This window comes from Amycolatopsis pigmentata, from assembly GCF_042684065.1.
Classification (GTDB): Bacteria; Actinomycetota; Actinomycetes; order Mycobacteriales; family Pseudonocardiaceae; genus Amycolatopsis_E; species Amycolatopsis_E pigmentata.
In genome coordinates this window covers 775,979-793,154 of the sequence record NZ_JBHUKR010000006.1, presented here as the reverse complement: position 1 = coordinate 793,154, position 17,176 = coordinate 775,979, and the positions used below count along the sequence as shown (strand labels likewise).

General features: G+C 69.4%; 15 protein-coding genes. 7 read left to right on the top strand and 8 right to left on the bottom strand.

Translation table 11 applies throughout. The features are described 5' to 3' along the window. Nucleotides 1-29: 29 nt before the first annotated feature. On the bottom strand, nt 30-1,055 hold the full coding sequence (locus ACFSXZ_RS11530; RefSeq protein WP_378264207.1) for an LLM class F420-dependent oxidoreductase: 1,026 nt from the start codon (nt 1,053-1,055) through the stop codon (nt 30-32). Nucleotides 1,056-1,146: 91 nt separating this feature from the next. On the opposite strand from ACFSXZ_RS11530, the gene ACFSXZ_RS11525 reads away from it, so the two are divergent. Then, the gene (locus ACFSXZ_RS11525; RefSeq protein WP_378264205.1) at nt 1,147-1,737 is read left to right on the top strand and encodes a TetR/AcrR family transcriptional regulator; all 591 of its coding nucleotides are present in this window, start codon (nt 1,147-1,149) and stop codon (nt 1,735-1,737) included. Here ACFSXZ_RS11525 and dmpG read toward each other — a convergent pair. Together dmpG and ACFSXZ_RS11515 are read right to left on the bottom strand one after the other, a co-directional pair. Continuing rightward, nucleotides 1,714-2,763, bottom strand: coding sequence for a 4-hydroxy-2-oxovalerate aldolase (dmpG, locus tag ACFSXZ_RS11520; protein WP_378264203.1), 1,050 nt, complete (start codon nt 2,761-2,763; stop codon nt 1,714-1,716). The two genes, ACFSXZ_RS11525 and dmpG, sit on opposite strands and share 24 nt — an antisense overlap. Continuing rightward, nucleotides 2,760-3,683: an acetaldehyde dehydrogenase (acetylating) gene (locus ACFSXZ_RS11515; RefSeq protein WP_378264201.1), complete on the bottom strand. Its 924-nt coding sequence runs from the start codon at nt 3,681-3,683 to the stop codon at nt 2,760-2,762. Before ACFSXZ_RS11515 ends, dmpG begins: the two co-directional genes overlap by 4 nt. Before the next feature lie 115 nt (nt 3,684-3,798). Here ACFSXZ_RS11515 and ACFSXZ_RS11510 point away from each other — a divergent pair, with 115 nt between their 5' ends. Continuing rightward, nucleotides 3,799-4,542, top strand: a complete 744-nt coding sequence (locus ACFSXZ_RS11510) for an IclR family transcriptional regulator (protein ID WP_378264199.1) — start codon at nt 3,799-3,801, stop codon at nt 4,540-4,542. 82 nt (nt 4,543-4,624) lie between these two features. Further along, nucleotides 4,625-5,134, top strand: coding sequence for a hypothetical protein (locus ACFSXZ_RS11505; RefSeq protein ID WP_378264197.1), 510 nt, complete (start codon nt 4,625-4,627; stop codon nt 5,132-5,134). Between the two features lie 12 nt (nt 5,135-5,146). Here the strand turns inward: ACFSXZ_RS11505 and ACFSXZ_RS11500 are convergent, their stop codons facing one another. Together ACFSXZ_RS11500 and folP are read right to left on the bottom strand one after the other, a co-directional pair. After that, a complete protein-coding gene (locus tag ACFSXZ_RS11500; RefSeq protein WP_378264195.1) occupies nt 5,147-7,279 on the bottom strand; it encodes a putative bifunctional diguanylate cyclase/phosphodiesterase in 2,133 nt (710 codons plus the stop codon). A 589-nt stretch (nt 7,280-7,868) separates the two neighbouring features. Next, nucleotides 7,869-8,681 carry a dihydropteroate synthase gene (folP, locus tag ACFSXZ_RS11495; protein ID WP_378264784.1) on the bottom strand — a complete coding sequence of 271 codons (813 nt, stop codon included), beginning with the start codon at nt 8,679-8,681 and terminating at the stop codon, nt 7,869-7,871. 136 nt (nt 8,682-8,817) lie between these two features. On the opposite strand from folP, the gene ACFSXZ_RS11490 reads away from it, so the two are divergent. Then, complete coding sequence (locus tag ACFSXZ_RS11490; RefSeq protein WP_378264194.1) at nt 8,818-9,450, top strand: TetR/AcrR family transcriptional regulator; 633 nt, start codon at nt 8,818-8,820, stop codon at nt 9,448-9,450. Between the two features lie 54 nt (nt 9,451-9,504). Here ACFSXZ_RS11490 and rpsA read toward each other — a convergent pair whose 3' ends face one another. Continuing rightward, the gene (gene rpsA / locus ACFSXZ_RS11485; protein WP_378264192.1) at nt 9,505-11,001 is read right to left on the bottom strand and encodes a 30S ribosomal protein S1; all 1,497 of its coding nucleotides are present in this window, start codon (nt 10,999-11,001) and stop codon (nt 9,505-9,507) included. 278 nt (nt 11,002-11,279) lie between these two features. On the opposite strand from rpsA, the gene ACFSXZ_RS11480 reads away from it, so the two are divergent. Both ACFSXZ_RS11480 and ACFSXZ_RS11475 read left to right on the top strand, forming a co-directional pair. Continuing rightward, nucleotides 11,280-12,122 (top strand): class I SAM-dependent methyltransferase, encoded by an 843-nt coding sequence (locus ACFSXZ_RS11480; protein ID WP_378264190.1) that lies wholly within the window; start codon nt 11,280-11,282, stop codon nt 12,120-12,122. A 16-nt stretch (nt 12,123-12,138) separates the two neighbouring features. After that, nucleotides 12,139-13,059 (top strand): GNAT family N-acetyltransferase, encoded by a 921-nt coding sequence (locus tag ACFSXZ_RS11475; RefSeq protein ID WP_378264188.1) that lies wholly within the window; start codon nt 12,139-12,141, stop codon nt 13,057-13,059. A gap of 10 nt (nt 13,060-13,069) precedes the next feature. Here ACFSXZ_RS11475 and ACFSXZ_RS11470 read toward each other — a convergent pair whose 3' ends face one another. Both ACFSXZ_RS11470 and polA read right to left on the bottom strand, forming a co-directional pair. Then, the gene (locus ACFSXZ_RS11470) at nt 13,070-13,666 is read right to left on the bottom strand and encodes a hypothetical protein (RefSeq protein ID WP_378264186.1); all 597 of its coding nucleotides are present in this window, start codon (nt 13,664-13,666) and stop codon (nt 13,070-13,072) included. Nucleotides 13,667-13,773: 107 nt separating this feature from the next. Beyond that, a complete protein-coding gene (polA, locus tag ACFSXZ_RS11465) occupies nt 13,774-16,506 on the bottom strand; it encodes a DNA polymerase I (RefSeq protein ID WP_378264184.1) in 2,733 nt (910 codons plus the stop codon). Between the two features lie 69 nt (nt 16,507-16,575). Between polA and ACFSXZ_RS11460 the strand changes: the two genes are divergently transcribed. After that, complete coding sequence (locus ACFSXZ_RS11460; RefSeq protein ID WP_378264182.1) at nt 16,576-17,013, top strand: hotdog fold thioesterase; 438 nt, start codon at nt 16,576-16,578, stop codon at nt 17,011-17,013. Nucleotides 17,014-17,176: the final 163 nt, after the last annotated feature.

Sequence of the window (17,176 nt, the reverse complement as noted above, 5' to 3'; positions counted from 1 at the left end):
ACTTTCCGCAGGAAACTCGCGACAGTCTCTCAGCTCAGGACCGCCGCGATGCGGCGCAGTGCCGCGGCGTCACCTCGCAGCAACAGCGTGGTGACCACGGTTTCCTCCCACCGGGCCAGTTCTTCCCGGATCTTCTCCGGCGGGCCGATCAGGGACGTGTCCTCCACCAGGCTGGTCGGGATCGCCGCGACCGCTTCCTCCTTGCGGCCTTCCAGGTAGAGGTCCTGCACCTTGTCGGCGACATCGGCGTAGCCCATGCGCGCGAACACGTCGCGGTGGAAGTTGACCTGTTTCGCGCCCATGCCGCCGATGTAGAGCGCGAGCGACGGCTTGATGAGCGCGGCGGCCTGCTCCACGTCGTCGTGCACGATCACCGGTACGGACGCGGCCACGTCGAAGTCCTCGGGCTTGCATCGGGCGCCGGGGCGCGCGAAACCTTCCTCCAGGGCCGCCCGGTAGAAACCGTCACTGGCCGGCGAGAAGAACAGCGGTATCCAGCCTTCGCAGATCTCGGCCGCCAGCGCGACGTTCTTCGGCCCCTCGGCGCCCAGATAGATCGGGATGTCGCGGCGCAGCGGGTGCACCGTGGACTTCAGCGGCTTGCCCAGTCCAGTGCCACCCTGCAGTGGCAACTGATAGAAGTCGCCGTCGAAGGTCACCGGCTCTTCGCGGGCGACCACCCGCCGCACGATCTCGATGTACTCACGGGTGCGGGCCAGCGGGCGCGCATACGGCTGGCCGTACCAGCCCTCGACGACCTGGGGCCCCGACACACCCAGGCCCAGCACGAACCGGCCGCCGGAGAGGTGGTCCATCGTCTGCGCGGACATGCCCACGGCGGTGGGCGTGCGCGCGGCCATCTGGATGAGGCCGGTGCCGAGTTTGATCCGGGTGGTCGCCGCGCCCCACCACGCCAGTGGCGTGAGCGCGTCGGAACCGTAGCTTTCGGCCGTCCACACCGTTTCGAAACCGAGTTCCTCGGCCGTGGCGACGGCTTCGGCCGCGCCCGGCGGCGGTCCTGACGACCAGTATCCGAGGTGGTAACCGAGTTTCACGCAAGGCCTCCTGTCGTTGTGCGTGTGGGCCGCGGCGTGATGCCGTCCCACGCTACGATTGACAACACCTGTAGTCAATTGAGGGGACGTCATGACGAGGGTCTGGGCGGGGACCACGCTGGACGATCGCCGCGCCGCCCGCCGGGAGCGGCTCCTCGACGCCGGCCTCGACCTGCTGGGCACGGCGGGCAGTCCCGCGGTCAGTGTGCGCGCCGTGTGCCGCCACGCCAAACTCACCGAACGCTACTTCTACGAGAACTTCGCCGACCGGGAAGAGCTCGTCCTCGCGGTGTACGAACGAGTCGTGGCGCAGGCGCACGCGGCGCTGTCCGACGCCGTTCCCGACCCCCGCCCGCCTGCCGCCGAGCGCGCCGAGGCCGCGGTGACCGCCTTCGTCGAACTCATGGTGGACGACCCGCGCAAGGGCCGGGTGCTGTTGCTCGCACCGGTCAGCGACCCGGCGTTGTCGGCCCGGGGAGTGGCCCTCCTGCCCGCGTTCGCCGCGCTCGTGCGCGAGCAGTTGCCCGAGCGGATGGACGAGACCGAACGCGTGCTCACCGCGACCGGTCTCGTCGGAGCGCTGACCAACCTGTTCCGCACCTACCTCGGCGGTGGCCTCGAGGTGCCCCGCGATCGCCTCGTCGCCCACTGCGTCGCGCTACTCGCCCGCGCCGGCGGCTGAGGAAGCCCGCTCGTCCGCGAGCCGCACCGCGATGTCGATGATCATGTCCTCCTGGCCGCCGATATAGCCCTTCTCGCCGACCCGATAGAGGATTTCGTACGCGGGCACGCCGTAGCGCTCGGCGGCGCGTTCGGCGTGCAGGAGGAAACTCGAGTACACCCCGGCGAATCCCTGCACGATGGACGAGCGGTCCATCACCGGAAGCCGCGCGATGTAGGGCCTGACCACGTTCTCCGCGGCCTCCATCAGCAGGTCCTTGTCGACCCCGGTCTTCACCCCGAGCCGCTCGAAGACCGCCGCCAGCACTTCCGTCGGCGAGTTCCCGGCGCCCGCGCCGAGCGCCACCAGCGACCCGTCGATCTGCCGCGCGCCCGCCCGGTAGGCGAGCACCGAATTCGCCACGCCGAAGCTGAGGTTCTGGTGGCCGTGGTAGCCGACCTGCGCCTGCTCGCCGAGTTCCGCGACCAGCGCGGCGACCCGGTCGGCGGCCTCCTCCAGGATCAGCGCGCCCGCGGAGTCCACAATGTACACACACTGGCAGCCGGCGTCGGCCATGATCCTCGCCTGCTTGGCCAGCGCCTCCGGCGGCGACATGTGGGACAGCATCAGGAATCCCACCGTCTCCAGGCCGAGCCGGCGTGCCTCGGTGAAATGCTGCACGGACACGTCGGCTTCGGTGCAGTGCGTGGCGATCCGCACCGCGCCGGCGCCCAGGTCCGCGGCGGCCTTCAGGTCGGTGACCGTGCCCAGTCCGGGCAGCAGCAGCACCGCGATCTTCGCCCGACGAGCTTCCTCGACCGCGGCGGCGATCAGTTTTCGTTCGTCCACCAACGAAAAGCCGTAGTTGAAGGTCGACCCGCCGAGCCCGTCGCCGTGGGTGACCTCGATCAGCGAAACGCCCGCGGAGTCCAGCGCCCGCACCGTGTCCCGCACGTTCTCCTCGGTGAACTGGTGCGCCATCGCGTGACTGCCGTCGCGCAGGCTCGTGTCCACGATCCGGACTTCGCGCTCCTCGTTGAGACTCATGCCCGGTCCTCCGAGAGTTCCCGCGTGCTTGCGTTCTTTTCGCGAGCCATCAGTTCGCCGACCCGCGCCGCGGCGGCCGTCATGATGTCGAGATTGCCCGCGTAGGGCGGCAGGTAGTCGCCGTTGCCCGCGACTTCGAGGAACACCGCCACCCTGGCGCGTCCGTTCCAGCCGGGGCGGGGATCGTCGTACTGCGGCGCCGCCGTGAGCGTGTACCCGGGGACGTAGGCCCGGACGTCGGCGGCCATGCGCTCGATGGATTCGGTGATCGCGTCCCGGTCGGCGTCGGGGTCGATCGCGCAGAACACCGTGTCCCGCATGATCATCGGCGGCTCGACCGGGTTGATGATGATGATCGCCTTGCCCTTCGCGGCGCCGCCGACCTCCTCGACGCCACGCGCGGTGGTCTCGGTGAACTCGTCGATGTTCGCCCGCGTTCCCGGCCCGGCCGACCGGGACGACACCGACGCCACGATCTCGGCGTAGGGCACCGGTGTCACCCGGGCGACGGCGTGCACGATCGGGATCGTGGCCTGACCGCCGCAGGTGATCAGGTTGACGTTGGGCGCACCGAGTTGGGACGGCAGGTTCACCGCGGGGCAGGTGAACGGGCCGATCGCCGCCGGGGTCAGGTCGATCGCCTGGATCCCGGCTTCGGCGTAGCGCGGGGCGTTGGCCAGATGCGCCTTCGCCGAGGTCGCCTCGAACACCAGGTCCGGGAGTTCGTCACGGGCGAGCAGCCAGTCCACTCCCCCGGCCGACGCCTCGACTCCCAGCGCGGCCGCGCGGGCCAGTCCGTCCGAATCCGGGTCGACCCCGACCATGTACCGTACTTCGACATCTTCGCTGCGCCGCAGCTTGGCGAGGAGATCGGTCCCGATGTTGCCCGGTCCGACGATCGCCGCGGTGGCTTTGCCCATGCCGTCCACCGTGCCCCCACGGATGAGGCACACTCAACCCATGCGTGCCGCTCAACGGAACGAGCACCCTGTCGACACGATCGCGGGGGCGCGCAAGGTCCGCGGAGGAAACAGCATGACCGACAATGACGCGGCGGGAGTGACCGCCGCGCGGTTGGCCATGCTGCTCACCGCCTTCCGTCCCGGTGACGACGCTCTCGGCGTCTCCGAGCTCGCCCGGCGCACGGGTGTGCCGAAGTCGTCGGTGCACCGGCTGACCGGGCACCTGGCCGCGCAGGGACTCCTGGAACGCGACGGTGGCGCGGTGCGGCTGGGACTGAAGCTGTTCGAAATCGGCCAGTTGGCGACCCGGCAACGCGGCCTGGTGGACGCCGCCCGCCCGTATCTCGCCGATCTGCGCGAGGCGACCCGGAACACCGTGCATCTGGCGGTGCTGGAAGGCACCGAAGTCGTCTATCTCGACATCGTGCGCGGGCCCGACGCGCCCCGCCTGCCGTCGCGGATCGGAGGACGGTTTCCCGCGCACGCCACCGCCGTGGGCAAGGCGATCCTCGCGTTCTCTCCGGAAGAGGCGCTGGAGCGGGTGATCGGAGCCGGCCTGCCCCGCATCGGACCGCGCACGATCACCGCGCCCGGGCTGCTGCGGCGGGCGCTCATGAAAGTTCGCACCGACGGTCTTGCATACGAACGAGAGGAATCCGGCACCGGTGTCATCTGCGTCGCCGGGCCGGTTCTGGATGCCCGAGGACAGGCCCAAGCTGCGATTTCGATCTCCGGCTGGAGCAACCGCGTCCATGCGGAAAGGGTGGCTCCAGCGGTGAAGACCACTGCCCTTACGCTGTCTCGCGCGCTATCTTGACACCCAGTGCACCGTCGGTAGCGCACCATGAGCGAAAATACCGGCACTCGTACGACTTGAGCCAAGGGGAAACGGAGGACGCGTGATCTCCCAGACCACCCAGGTCGATGACCTTCGGCTCGTCGCCGCGCCCAGTGCGGTCAACTGTGCCGAGATATTCGTGCGTTTCGCCCTCATCGAGTGGTCGCTGCGTCCCTTGATCCCCGACGCCACCCTGGTCACCCGGCACATGGTGTCCTCGTCGGTCGAGGGTGCCACGCAGTCGAAACCACGGTTTCTGACCGTGCGGCTGCGCCTGCACGGCGACTGTGTGGTGATCGAACTCGACGACGACCGGATCGGTGACCCGCCGGAGCTCGACGGCTGGACGATCAGCGCGGTCTCGCTGCCCGGCGGGCGCCGCAATGTCTGGTGCGAACTCCCGTTGCCGACCGGGATGTCCGCGGCGCTGCCCCGGCGCGCGCCCGGCCGGTCGGCCGCGACCGCGCCCAGTGGCCCGCCACTGCAGGAGTATCCCGGCGAACCGGTGGATGCCGCGGACTCCGAGATCCTGCAACGGGTTCTGTACGGCCTCAACCGCCCGGCCCGCTGACGCCCTGGCGGATCAGCGGGCCGCGGGGTCACCGAGGAGGGTGCGGAGGTCTTCGCCTTCGCCGAAGGCCGATCCCATCGCGAGATCTGCGCCCGCCTCGCCCCACCAGTCGGCCTGACCGGCGGTCTCGATGCCGGAAACAACGATCTGCCTGCCCGAGGACCGCACGACCTCGACCAGCGTTTCGAGCGCGCGGGTGACCGATGGCCGGTCCTCGCGCCCGGTCAGGGTTTCGACCAGCCGGGGCGCCAGATGCACGGCGGTCACCGGAAGCTCGTCGAGATAGGCGAGGTCGGCGGGACCGCCGTCGAATCCGGCGACACTCGCGCCCACGCCGATGTCGGCCAGGACCCGGAGGCTTTCGGCGGCCTCGCCCCGTTCGTCGAGCAGTTCACTCAACGGCAAGGTCAGCACGACGCGCTCACTGGGCAGGCCGATACCCTCCAGCGCCGCCAGCACGGTCGCGGCCAGATCGGGATCGGACGCCTGGCTCGGCGACAGGCTGACCGCGACCGGGACGTCGGAGAAGCGGGCGATCTCCTCGCAGGCCTGGCGCATTGCCCACGCGCCGAGTGAAAGGATCAGACCAGTGCGCTCGGCCAGCGCGACGCAGCGTTCGTGGGACAGCACGCCGAAAGCGGGCCGGTCCCAGCGCAGCAACGCTTCGACCGCGGCCGGCCGCCCGTCCGGCAGCCGGATCACGGGCCGGTACACCACGGTGATCTCGCCGCTCTCCCAGGCACCCGGCATCGCGGCGGCGAGCGCGTCGTCCTCGGTGTCGCGGGCGTGCTCGCCCGGGTCGAACAGCGCCCACTGACGGCGGCCAAGGGCGCGGGCGCGGCGTAACGTCATTTCCGAGTTCCGCAGCAGTTCCTCGGGGCCGGTGTCCAGCGACGGCTGATGCACGACGCCCACGCAGGCGGAGGTGGCCACACCCTTCCCCTCGACGTAGAGCGGCTCGGTGAGCGCCTCGTTGATGCGGCCCACCATCGTCACCACATTCGGTGTGGTGGCCGAATTGCGGACGAGCACCGCGAACTCGTCGGCACCCACCCGTGCCAGCGTCGCCTGCTCCCCGGCGAACACGTCGGCCAGCCGGGCACCGGCCTCGCGCAGCAACTGGAGACCGGCGTGGTGCCCGGCGCCGCCCCTGATCACCGAAAACGCGTCGAGATCGAGGTGATACAAGGTGACGCCGAACTCGGGGTCGGCCCGCGGGAGCATCTTTTCCAGCTGCGTCGAGAAGTACTGGCGGTTCGGCAACCGGGTTTCGACATCGTGCAGCGACTGGTGCGCGATCCGGTCCTGCAACAGGGAGAGCTCGGTCTCGTCCTCCAGGATCGTCACGTACTTCTCGGGGTCTTCCTCGCGCACCAGCGCACCCGACACGAACACCTCGGTGGCTTCCCCGTCACGGCGCACGGCGCAGCGCCGCCGCCGGAAGGTCGCCGCGGGCCCGGTGCGAAGTTTTTCGTAGATCTCCTCGAGACCGGGAACGTCGGCCGGGACGAAGAAATCGGTCAGCCGGTGCCCGATCACCTCGTCCATCGGGACATCGACGATCCGGCACAGCGCACTGTTGCAGTGGAGAACCCGGCCCTCGCGATCGGTGACGGCGACACCGTCGGGCGAAAGGCGGCACAGGAGATCGAACCGCGCTTCACTGGCGGCCAGGCTCCGGTTGGTGTCGCGCAGCAACTCCACGAAGGCACCGTTGACGCTTTCCTGCTGTTCGAACACCCACACCCGCAATGCTTCGCTGTAGCCCGCGGCGATCGCGCCCAGCACGGTGACGACCCGCTCGGGCAGCCCCGGCAACCGCCGCAACTCGGGCTGGGCCAGCAGGTCGCGGCCGAGCACGTCCAGGGTCCGCCGGAGACTGTCCGGGCCGGTGCAGTGCATGGCCACCAGCCGGGACCCGATTTCGGCTGCCCGCTGGTCGGACCAGCCCTGGCCGGAGGGCTCGGCCATCAGCACGGTGGCCAGCACGTCGACCAGCTCCAGCAGACGATCCTCCAGCTCCGCGTGCGGCAACGGCAGGTACGCCGTGGTGGTGATCAGATAGGCCCATTTCCGGGCCAGCTTGACGCGCCAGCGCCCGGAGTCGTCGGGGGCGGGGGAGTGCTCGGCGAGCGACGGGTTCATGGATTACGGACCATCCCGGCATGACGGGTCGTTGGGGCGAATCAAGCTTCCGGGCCCGGTCATCCGTGCCCGGCGGAGTATCGAAGGATATCGGCATAATCGCGCAAGCGCACCGGTCCGCCCACCGAAACCTTTTCCAACGGCAAGCGCTTTCTTCGAAAACCACCGCTCTCGCCGGCCGAGGGATGACACTTCTCTTGCCGTAGACCAAGATTTTGTAGCTCGCACGGTGACGGAGCGATGTTTTCGGCTCGGTGGCCGGCCTTTTGTTCGCCCGGATACCAAAGTACCCGACACCACCGGTCACTCCGGGACGGCCGCGACATGCCGTTTTCCTTACCCGCAGGGCCTTTTCCGGTTCACAATCCGCCTAACGGGTGACGGGAACGGCAACCGGATCGCCAACGCGGAAGGCTCGCCCGGCGTTCCCGGCGGCGATGGGATTCTTTTCGTGCAACACCGTGAAAAACATCACGGAGCGCACACGGCGCTCGGGCGTGTCGCGGTCACCGAAGAAGATCGATGACCGCGGCACGGCACAACGGGTTTCCCCCGATGTCCATTCTGGACAATTTCCGCGGGCCCTCTTTCAGGCGAGACCGCGCACACTCCGGGCCGGCGGCCTGCTCCCCCGCACGGCGGCGACCATCTCCAGCACCCGGCGCGTCTGGCGGACCTCGTGCACGCGGAAGACCTGAGCGCCGTCACGCGCGGCGAGCGCGGTCGCCGCCAGCGTGCCGTCCAGCCGGTCCTCCAGGGCGACACCGAGCGTCTCGCCGATGAAATCCTTGTTGGACAACGCCATCAACACCGGCCAGCCCGTCCGCACCAGCACGTCCAGATGCCGCAGCAGTGCCAGGCTGTGCCAGGTATTCTTGCCGAAGTCGTGGGTCGGGTCGATCAGCACCCCGGCCCTGGGCACGCCGAGCGCCACCACCTCTTCCGCGCGACGGCAAGTCTCCTCGACCACCTCGCTCACCACGTCCTCGTAACGCACCCGGAACGGACGTGTGCGCGGCACCGCTCCCCCGGTGTGCGAGCAGACGTACCCGGCGCCGTATTCGGCCGCCACCTCCGCCAGCTTCGGGTCCGCGCCCGCCCAGGTGTCGTTGAGCAGGTCCGCGCCCGCCTCGCAGGCCGGACGGCCGACCTCGTGGCGCCAGGTGTCCACGCTGATCACCAGCCCGGGATGCCGGCGCCGGATCTCGGCCACGAACGGGACGACGCGGCGGATCTCCTCGGCCGCGTCGACCTCACTGCCGGGCCCGGCCTTCACCCCACCGACGTCGACGATGTCGGCCCCCTCGGCCACCACGCGGTCGACGGCGGCGAGGGCGTCCGCGTCGGCGAAGGCCACTCCCTTGTCATAGAACGAATCCGGAGTGCGGTTGACGATCGCCATCACCAGGGCGCGGTCGCGCACCACCTTGCGGCCACGGAATTCCAGCTCGACGGACACACCCCCATCATGCCGCCCCCGGCGTTCGAGATAACAGGTGTTATGCCCTAAGTTTTTCAGAAGACGGGAAGGGGGTGCGATGGCCACGCGACACGGTCTTCCCGGTCCGGCGGAGACCCAGAGCAGGGAGCGTTTTCTCCAGGCCGCCCTGACGATCCTGCTGGAGCAGGGAGTCGGCGGCCTCACCGTCCGCAATCTCGCCGAAGAGGCGGGCAGTTCGACCATCGGCGTCTACACGCGTTTCGGCGGCCGGACGGGCGTGCTCGACGCCCTCTACGAGCGCACCTTCGAACTGCTCCACGAGGCGTTACTGCGGCTGCCCGCCTGCTGCGGTGATCCGGTCGCCGACATCCTGGCCTTCGCCGACATCTTCCGTGCCTTCGCGCTGGAAAGCCCTGCTCGCTACGGATTCATGTTCGAACGCGCGGTACCCGGCTACGACCCCGACCCCGACCTCCGCGCGCAGGCTCAGCACACCACCTTCGACCTTCTCGTCGAGCGGATCCGCATCTCGACGCCGCGCGAAATGGCGCAGGCCACGGCCGCCTACCTGGTGTGGACCTCCATGCATGGACTGATCAGTGTGGAGCTGACCCACCGGCAGCGCACACCCCCGCCCGGCTGGTTCATGGAGACCACCGACGAGTCCTTCGACCGCGTCTTCCGCGACGGCCTCACGGCCATGGCGCGCGGGCTCGACCTCTGCCCATAAGAGAAATACGGCCGGTGCGTCGCGCACCGGCCGTATCCGTTCTAGCGATCTTGCTTACGCCCCGCCGGACAGCTTCTCGCGCAGCGCGGCGAGCTGCTCGTCGCTGGCCAGGGTGCCGCTGCCCTTCGAGCCGGAGTCGGACTGCGAGGAGCTGTAGCTGCTCTCGCCACCCTCGATACCGGTGGCGGCATCCGCCGCGGCGGCGGCGTCGGCCTCGGCGGCCTTGGCGACCTGCCGCATGTGCGCCTCGTAGCGGGTCTGCGCCTCGGCGTACTGGCGCTCCCACTCCTCACGCTGCTTCTCGAAGCCTTCCTGCCACTCCTGGGTGTCCGGGTCGAAGCCTTCGGGGTAGATGTAGTTGCCCTCGGCGTCGTACTCGGCGGCCATGCCGTACTGGGTCGGGTCGAACTCGGTCTCGGTGGTGACGCCCTCGTTCGCCTGCTTCAGCGACAGCGAGATCCGGCGGCGCTCCAGGTCGATGTCGATGACCTTGACCATCACCTCGCCGCCGACCTGCACGACCTGCTCCGGGATCTCCACGTGGCGCTCGGCCAGCTCGGAGATGTGCACCAGGCCCTCGATGCCCTCCTCGACGCGGACGAACGCGCCGAAGGGAACCAGCTTGGTGACCTTGCCCGGCACGATCTGGCCGATCGCGTGGGTGCGGGCGAACTGACGCCACGGGTCTTCCTGGGTGGCCTTGAGCGAAAGGGAGACGCGCTCCCGGTCCATGTCCACGTCGAGGACCTCGACGGTGACCTCCTGGCCGACCTCGACGACCTCGCTGGGGTGGTCGATGTGCTTCCAGGACAGCTCCGAGACGTGCACCAGGCCGTCCACGCCACCCAGGTCCACGAAGGCACCGAAGTTGACGATGGAGGAGACGACACCCTTGCGCACCTGGCCCTTGGCCAGCGCGTTGAGGAACTCGCTGCGCACCTCGGACTGGGTCTGCTCCAGGTAGGCCCGGCGGGAGAGCACCACGTTGTTGCGGTTCTTGTCCAGCTCGATGATCTTCGCCTCGAGCTCGCGGCCGACGTAGGGCTGCAGGTCGCGCACGCGGCGCATCTCGACCAGCGACGCGGGCAGGAAGCCGCGGAGGCCGATGTCGAGGATCAGGCCGCCCTTGACGACCTCGATGACGGTGCCCTTGACCGGCTCGTCCTTCTCCTTGAGCTCCTCGATCGTGCCCCAGGCGCGCTCGTACTGCGCGCGCTTCTTGGACAGGATCAGCCGGCCTTCCTTGTCCTCCTTCTGCAGGACAAGGGCCTCGACCTCGTCACCGACGCTGACGACCTCGCCGGGATCGACATCGTGCTTGATGGACAGTTCACGCGAGGGGATCACGCCCTCGGTCTTGTACCCGATGTCGAGCAGCACCTCATCGCGGTCGACCTTGACGATGGTGCCCTCAACGATATCGCCGTCGTTGAAGTACTTGATCGTCTTGTCGATCGCGGCGAGGAAGTCTTCCTCCGACCCGATGTCATTGACTGCGACCTGCTGGGCCTTGGCCTCGGTCGTCGGGACGGTGGTGGTGTCGGTGGTCATTAGGTGGGTAGCTCCGGTTACGGCTGGGGGTATGAGTGAGGTGTGCAGTTGGCTTCGCACGGTGGGAAACAGAAGGCGGCCCGGCGAGCGAACGTCCGGAGACGAACGGCCACTGGCATCACCGCCGACGGTGCGCGACCCGTGACCCGCTCGAGCTTCGCTGGGCGGAAGGTAGCGCGAACCCACTGCGCTATGAGTATCTTACGCGGCGGGGTGTATGAGGCACAAACAGGGTCGCCCGAGGCGATCTCGGTCCGCACCTGGGGAACAATACGAGCGTGGCAGGGCAGGACAGGCATCTCAGCGCCGAACACCGTCTGGGCACCGTCGGCGTGGCACACCGCGGCGTGGGCGCCGGGGAGGCGACCAAGGCCAATCTTGCCTGGTGGGACGCCGACGCCGACGACTACCAGGCCGAACACGGCGCCTTCCTGGGCGACGCCGACTTCGTGTGGTGCCCGGAGGGGCTCCGCGAGGCCGACGCCGGGCTGCTCGGCGACGTGAGGGGCCGCCAGGTGCTCGAGATCGGCTGCGGCCAGGCGGCCTGCGCGCGCTGGCTCGCCGCCGCGGGCGCGCGGGCGGTGGGTCTGGACCTGTCGTGGGGAATGCTGCGTCATGCCACCGAGGCCAACGCCCGCACGGGCACGGGTATTCCGCTGATCCAGGCCACGGCCGAAGCGCTACCGCTCGGATCGGCCACTGTGGACATCGCGTGCTCCGCGTTCGGCGCGCTGCCCTTCGTCGCCTCGATCGAGACCGTGTTCGCCGAGGTGGGCCGCGTGCTGCGGCCGGGAGGCCGATGGGTGTTCGCGGTGACCCACCCGCTGCGCTGGATCTTTCCCGACGATCCCGGGCCCAACGGGCTGACCGCGACCCAGACCTACTTCGACCGCACGCCCTACGTGGAGATCGACGCCGCGGGCCGCGCCACCTACGTGGAATATCACCGCACCCTCGGCGACTACGTGCGCGCGCTGACGGCCACCGGATTCCGGCTGGAGAACCTGATCGAACCCGAATGGCCGGACGGGCACACCCGGACCTGGGGGCAGTGGAGTCCCTTGCGGGGCAGGATCTTCCCGGGCACGGCGATCTTCTCGACGCGGAAGGAACCGGGATGAGCTCCCGGCGGGAACGGTGACGATCAGCGACGCGCTGATCGCCGCGAACCGGGCCCGGTTCGCGGCGCTCGACCCGCGGCTGCCCGACCCGGGTCACCCGCCCTCATCAGGCGAAACGCTGGTCGCCGCCACCCCGGACGGCCGGCGGGTCGGCGGGGTCGTCCAGGTCCGGACCCATCCCCCGGGCACGCTGGACCTGCTGTGGTCGGCCGCACAGGTGTGGCAGCTCTTCCCCTTCATCGGTGACACCGGCACCGAAGGCATGGACGCGCTGCTCCGCGCCTGGCGGCACCGGATGGACGCGGAGTCCCCTGGCCCCGATTCCGCCTGCACGGTGACCTGGCCGAGCCGGGACGCCGAGGCCGTCCGCGCGTTCCTTGATCACGGTTTGATTCCGATCTCGACGCTCGCCCTGCGCACCGCTCCTCCACCCGGCCCTCCGTCGCGAGAGCACACGGTGCGCCGGGCGCAGCCCGAGGACTTCGAGGAGGTCCTCGCCCTCACCGAACACACCTTCGACTACACCGCGCTGGTCGCCTACGGCCGGCCGGAGGCCAGTGAGCTGCAGGCGCCACAGCTGGAACGGAACCTCGAAGCGGGGGCGCCGATCTGGCTCGCCGAGGACGACGGCGTGGCCGTCGCGGTGGCCGACTGCGGCTGGGTGAACGCGGCCCCGGGCAGCTGGGCCGCGGAGCTGCTGCCGCCCGGCACCTGGGGGTATGTGAACAACGTCGGCACCGAGCCCCGCTCGCGCGGACGAGGGGCGGGCCAGGCTCTGATGGCGGTGGTCCACCGGGCCTTTCACCGGATGGGCGCCACCGGGACCTACCTCTACTACAACCCCACGAACCCGCTGTCGTCGGTGTTCTGGCCCCAGCAGGGATACCGTCCATTGTGGACATACTGGGAGGTGCGACCGGCCTCCGCGCTCCGCTGACGGCGCCGCTTCAGCGCACCATCGGACGGACGAGGCCGATCTGGCGGATCGACGCGGGATGACCGTCCAGCGCGCGGCCCACGGCCGCCATCACCCCTTCGGCGATCTCGGCGCGCGAAGGCAACTGGCTGCTGTCGGACTCCGAGGCGGTACCGAGCAGGACGAGCTGCGTCGGATGGTCCGGGAGAACGGGTTCGGTGCCGAAGGTCGCCTCCGCCGAGGGGCGCACCTCCACCACGCTCGCGGTGGTGGCGAGCAGGCGTTCGACCGAGCGCATCACCTCGATGCGGTACTCGCCGTGCACCCAGGCCACCAGGAGATCCACCGGACCGGCCAGCGCCGCCTCGGCCTTCTCCGTGAGTTCGGCCGGACGATCCCAGCTCGCCTCGACCCAGACAGCCCGGCCGCTCTCACCGCCGGGCTGGGCGAACGAACCTCGGCGCCACGATCTTTTGGGCACCGGGGTGCCCGGTCTGGCTTCCGGCACCGCGAGGGGGTGATAGCGGCGGCTCGGGAGGACCACCCGCCATCCCTGCCGGACCAGCGTCTCGGCCACCTCCGGCAACATGCCCGTGCCGGCAAGAATCAGCGCTCGCCCTCCCGTCATGGCCACCACGCTACCGCCGGATTAATCGATCCGCTGGTTCCCCATGGCCGGTTTCGCGTCTGGAAACACAGAGTTCACAATGACCACGGAGAGTCATTGATCCGGTATCAGTGGGCGGCGTCGTTCCACGACCGGCCGAAGCCGACGGAGACCTCCAGCGGCACGGCGAGCCGGCAGGCCGACCCCATCTGCTCGCGAACCAGCGCCTCCACGGCCTCGTGCTCGCCTTCGGCCACCTCCAGCACGAGTTCGTCATGCACCTGGAGCAGCAGCCGGCTCGAGGCGCCGGCCTCCTTGAGCGCCCGCTGCACGTTGATCATGGCGACCTTGATGATGTCCGCCGCGCTGCCCTGGATCGGGGCGTTGAGCGCCATCCGCTCGGCCATCTCACGGCGCTGACGGTTGTCGCTGGTGAGGTCCGGCAGGTAGCGGCGGCGGCCGAAGATGGTCTCGGTGTAGCCGATCTTGGCGGCCTCGGCGACGACGCTGTGCAGGTAGTCGCGCACCCCGCCGAACCGGGCGAAGTACTCGTCCATCAGCTCGCGGGCCTCCTCGGTGGAGATCCGCAACTGCTGGGAGAGGCCATAGGCGGACAGGCCGTAGGCCAGCCCGTAGTTCATCGCCTTGATCTTCGCCCGCTGCGCGCCCGCGACCTCCTTCGGATCGACCCCGAAAACCCGGGCCGCGGTGGCCGCGTGGAAGTCGAAGCCCGACTGGAACGCCTCGATCAGCGCGGCGTCCTCGGACAGGTGCGCCATGATCCGCATCTCGATCTGGCTGTAGTCCGCGGTCATCAGCTCGCGGTAGCCGGGGCCGACCACGAAGGCGTCCCGGATCCGGCGGCCCTCTTCGGTGCGGATCGGGATGTTCTGCAGGTTCGGATCGACCGAGGAGAGCCGTCCGGTCGCCGCGATCGTCTGGTGCAGCGTGGTGTGGATGCGTCCGTCGGCGGCGACCGCCTTGATCAGACCCTCCACCGTGGACCGGAGCCGGCTCGCGTCGCGGTGCTCGAGCAGGTGTTGCAGGAACGGATGCTCGGTCTTCTCGAAGAGCGTCTGCAGTGCCTCGGCGTCGGTGGTGTAGCCGGTCTTGGTGCGCTTGGTCTTCGGCATCGACAGCTCGTCGAACAGCACGACCTGCAACTGCTTCGGCGAGCCGAGGTTGATCTGCTTGCCGATGACCGCGAAGGCCTCTTCTTCGGCCTGCTTGACGCGCGAGGCGTAGTGCGCCTCCAGCGAAGTGAGCTGGTCGACGTCGACCGCGATCCCGGCCGCCTCCAGCTCGGTGATGACCTCCAGCAGCGGCAGCTCGATCTCCTGGAGCAGGCTCCGCCCGCCGATCTTCTCCACCTCGTCGTTCAGCGCCACGGCGAGCTCGGCCACGGCGCGGGCGCGGATGAGCTCCGCCTCGACGAGCTTCCGGTCACCGTCGTCGGCGTCGAGCAGCGAGAGCTGACCGTCGCCGGAGTCGGCGTCGGACTTCAGTTCCCGGTGGAGATACCGCAGCACCAGATCGTCGAACTCGAACGACCGCTGCCCAGGCCGCACCAGGTAGGCGGCGAGCGCGGTGTCCGCGGTCAGGCCCGCGAAGCGCCAGCCGCGCGCGAGCATCCCGTGCAGCGCGACCTTCAGCGAGTGCCCCACCTTGGGCATGCTCTTGTCGGCCAGCCAGGCGGCGAACGCCCGCTCGTCCGAGGGGTCCATTGTGGACACATCGAGGTACGCGCCGTCACCGTCGGCCGTCGCGATGGCCACCGAGGAGATGTCCGCGCCCACCGAAGAACCCGTGGTACGGAAGGAAAGCCCGGCGACGGCGCCCGCGACGGCGTGCTCGGCCAGCCAGGCGGCCAGGCCGCCGGTGGGCACCGCGGCGCCGACGGCCTCGAAGCCGCCCTCGGCCTCCGGCTCGGCGCTGGAAAGGGTGGCGAACAGCCTGTCCCGCAGGACGCGGAACTCCAGTTCGTCGAACAGCCGGTGCACCGCGTCGCGATCCCACGGGCGGAGCGCGAGGTCGTCCGGCGCGACCTCCAGCTCCACGTCCCGGACCAGCTCGGTGAGCTCGCGGTTGAGCACGACGGCCGGAAGGTTCGCCCGGAGCGCGTCCCCCACCTTGCCCTTGACCTCGTCCACCCGGTCGATGAGTTCGCCCAGCGAACCGAACTGCTGAATCCACTTGGTCGCGGTCTTCTCCCCCACGCCGGGGATGCCCGGCAGGTTGTCCGAGGGGTCGCCGCGCAGCGCGGCGAAGTCGGGATACTGGGCGGGGCTCAGGCCGTACTTGCCGGTGACCGCGTCCGGGTCGTAGCGGACGAGATCGGACACCCCCTTGCGCGGGTAGAGCACGGTCACCGCGTCGTCGACCAGTTGCAGCGCGTCCCTGTCCCCGGTGCAGATGAGGACCTGGTACCCCTCGGCGACGGCCTGCGTGGTCAGCGTGGCGATGATGTCGTCGGCCTCGTAGTTCTCCTTGGCCAGCACCGGGATGCCGAGCACCCCGAGCACGTCCTTGACGAGGTCGACCTGGCCCTTGAAATCGTCCGGCGTGGCGCTGCGGTTGGCCTTGTAGCCGTCGAAGGTGGCCGAGCGGAAGGTCTGGCGTGAGACGTCGAACGCGACCGCGAGATGGGTCGGCTGCTCGTCGCGGAGCAGGTTGATCAGCATCGAGGTGAACCCGAAGACGGCGTTGGTGACCTGCCCGGTGGAGGTGCGGAAGTTGTCCGCCGGGATCGCGAAGAAGGCGCGGTAGGCCATCGAATGGCCATCGATGAGCAGCAGCCGGGGCCGCTCGGCGGTGGCCGTGGCTGTGGTGTTGGTAACGGGTTGGTTCACGCTCGGGCTCACGGGAGCGAGTCTAGGGTGAGGGTCCGACAGTCCCGCGTCCCGACTGTCGTATGCGTGAAGGAGCCCTGCGTGAGCGACCAACTTTCCGAACTTCTCGGCGATCGGCTGGCCGGCATCGACCCCGCGGTCGCCGACCAGCAGCTCAACGACAGGATCGGACTGACCTTCGTCGAGCTCACCGCCGAGCGCGTGGTGGGGACGATTCCGGTCGCGGGCAACCGCCAGCCCTACGGCCTGCTCCACGGCGGCGCCAACGCGGTGCTCGCCGAGGCGCTCGGGTCGGCGGTGGCCGCGCTCAACGCGGGCCCGGACCGGATGACGCTCGGGTTCGAGCTGTCCTGCACGCACCATCGCGGGGTCCGCGACGGCATCGTGACCGGCGTGGCCACCCCGGTCCACATCGGACGGGGCACCATCACCGTCGAGATCGTGCTCACCGACGACGCCGGGCGGCGCACCTGCACCGCCCGGCTGAGCTGCATCGTCCGCGACCAGCCGGCTGCCTGAGACCTCTCAGTGTCTGTCTTGAAACCCGCCCACCCGATCTCGTGGCCAGGGCTCGCCTACCGTCTTTGCGGCTCGTTTCGATGATCGGAGCCCTGCCCCCGAGATCGGGTACCTTCGGGAGGCGGGTTCGACCACTCACCTTGGCAACGCATCTCCGGGTCTG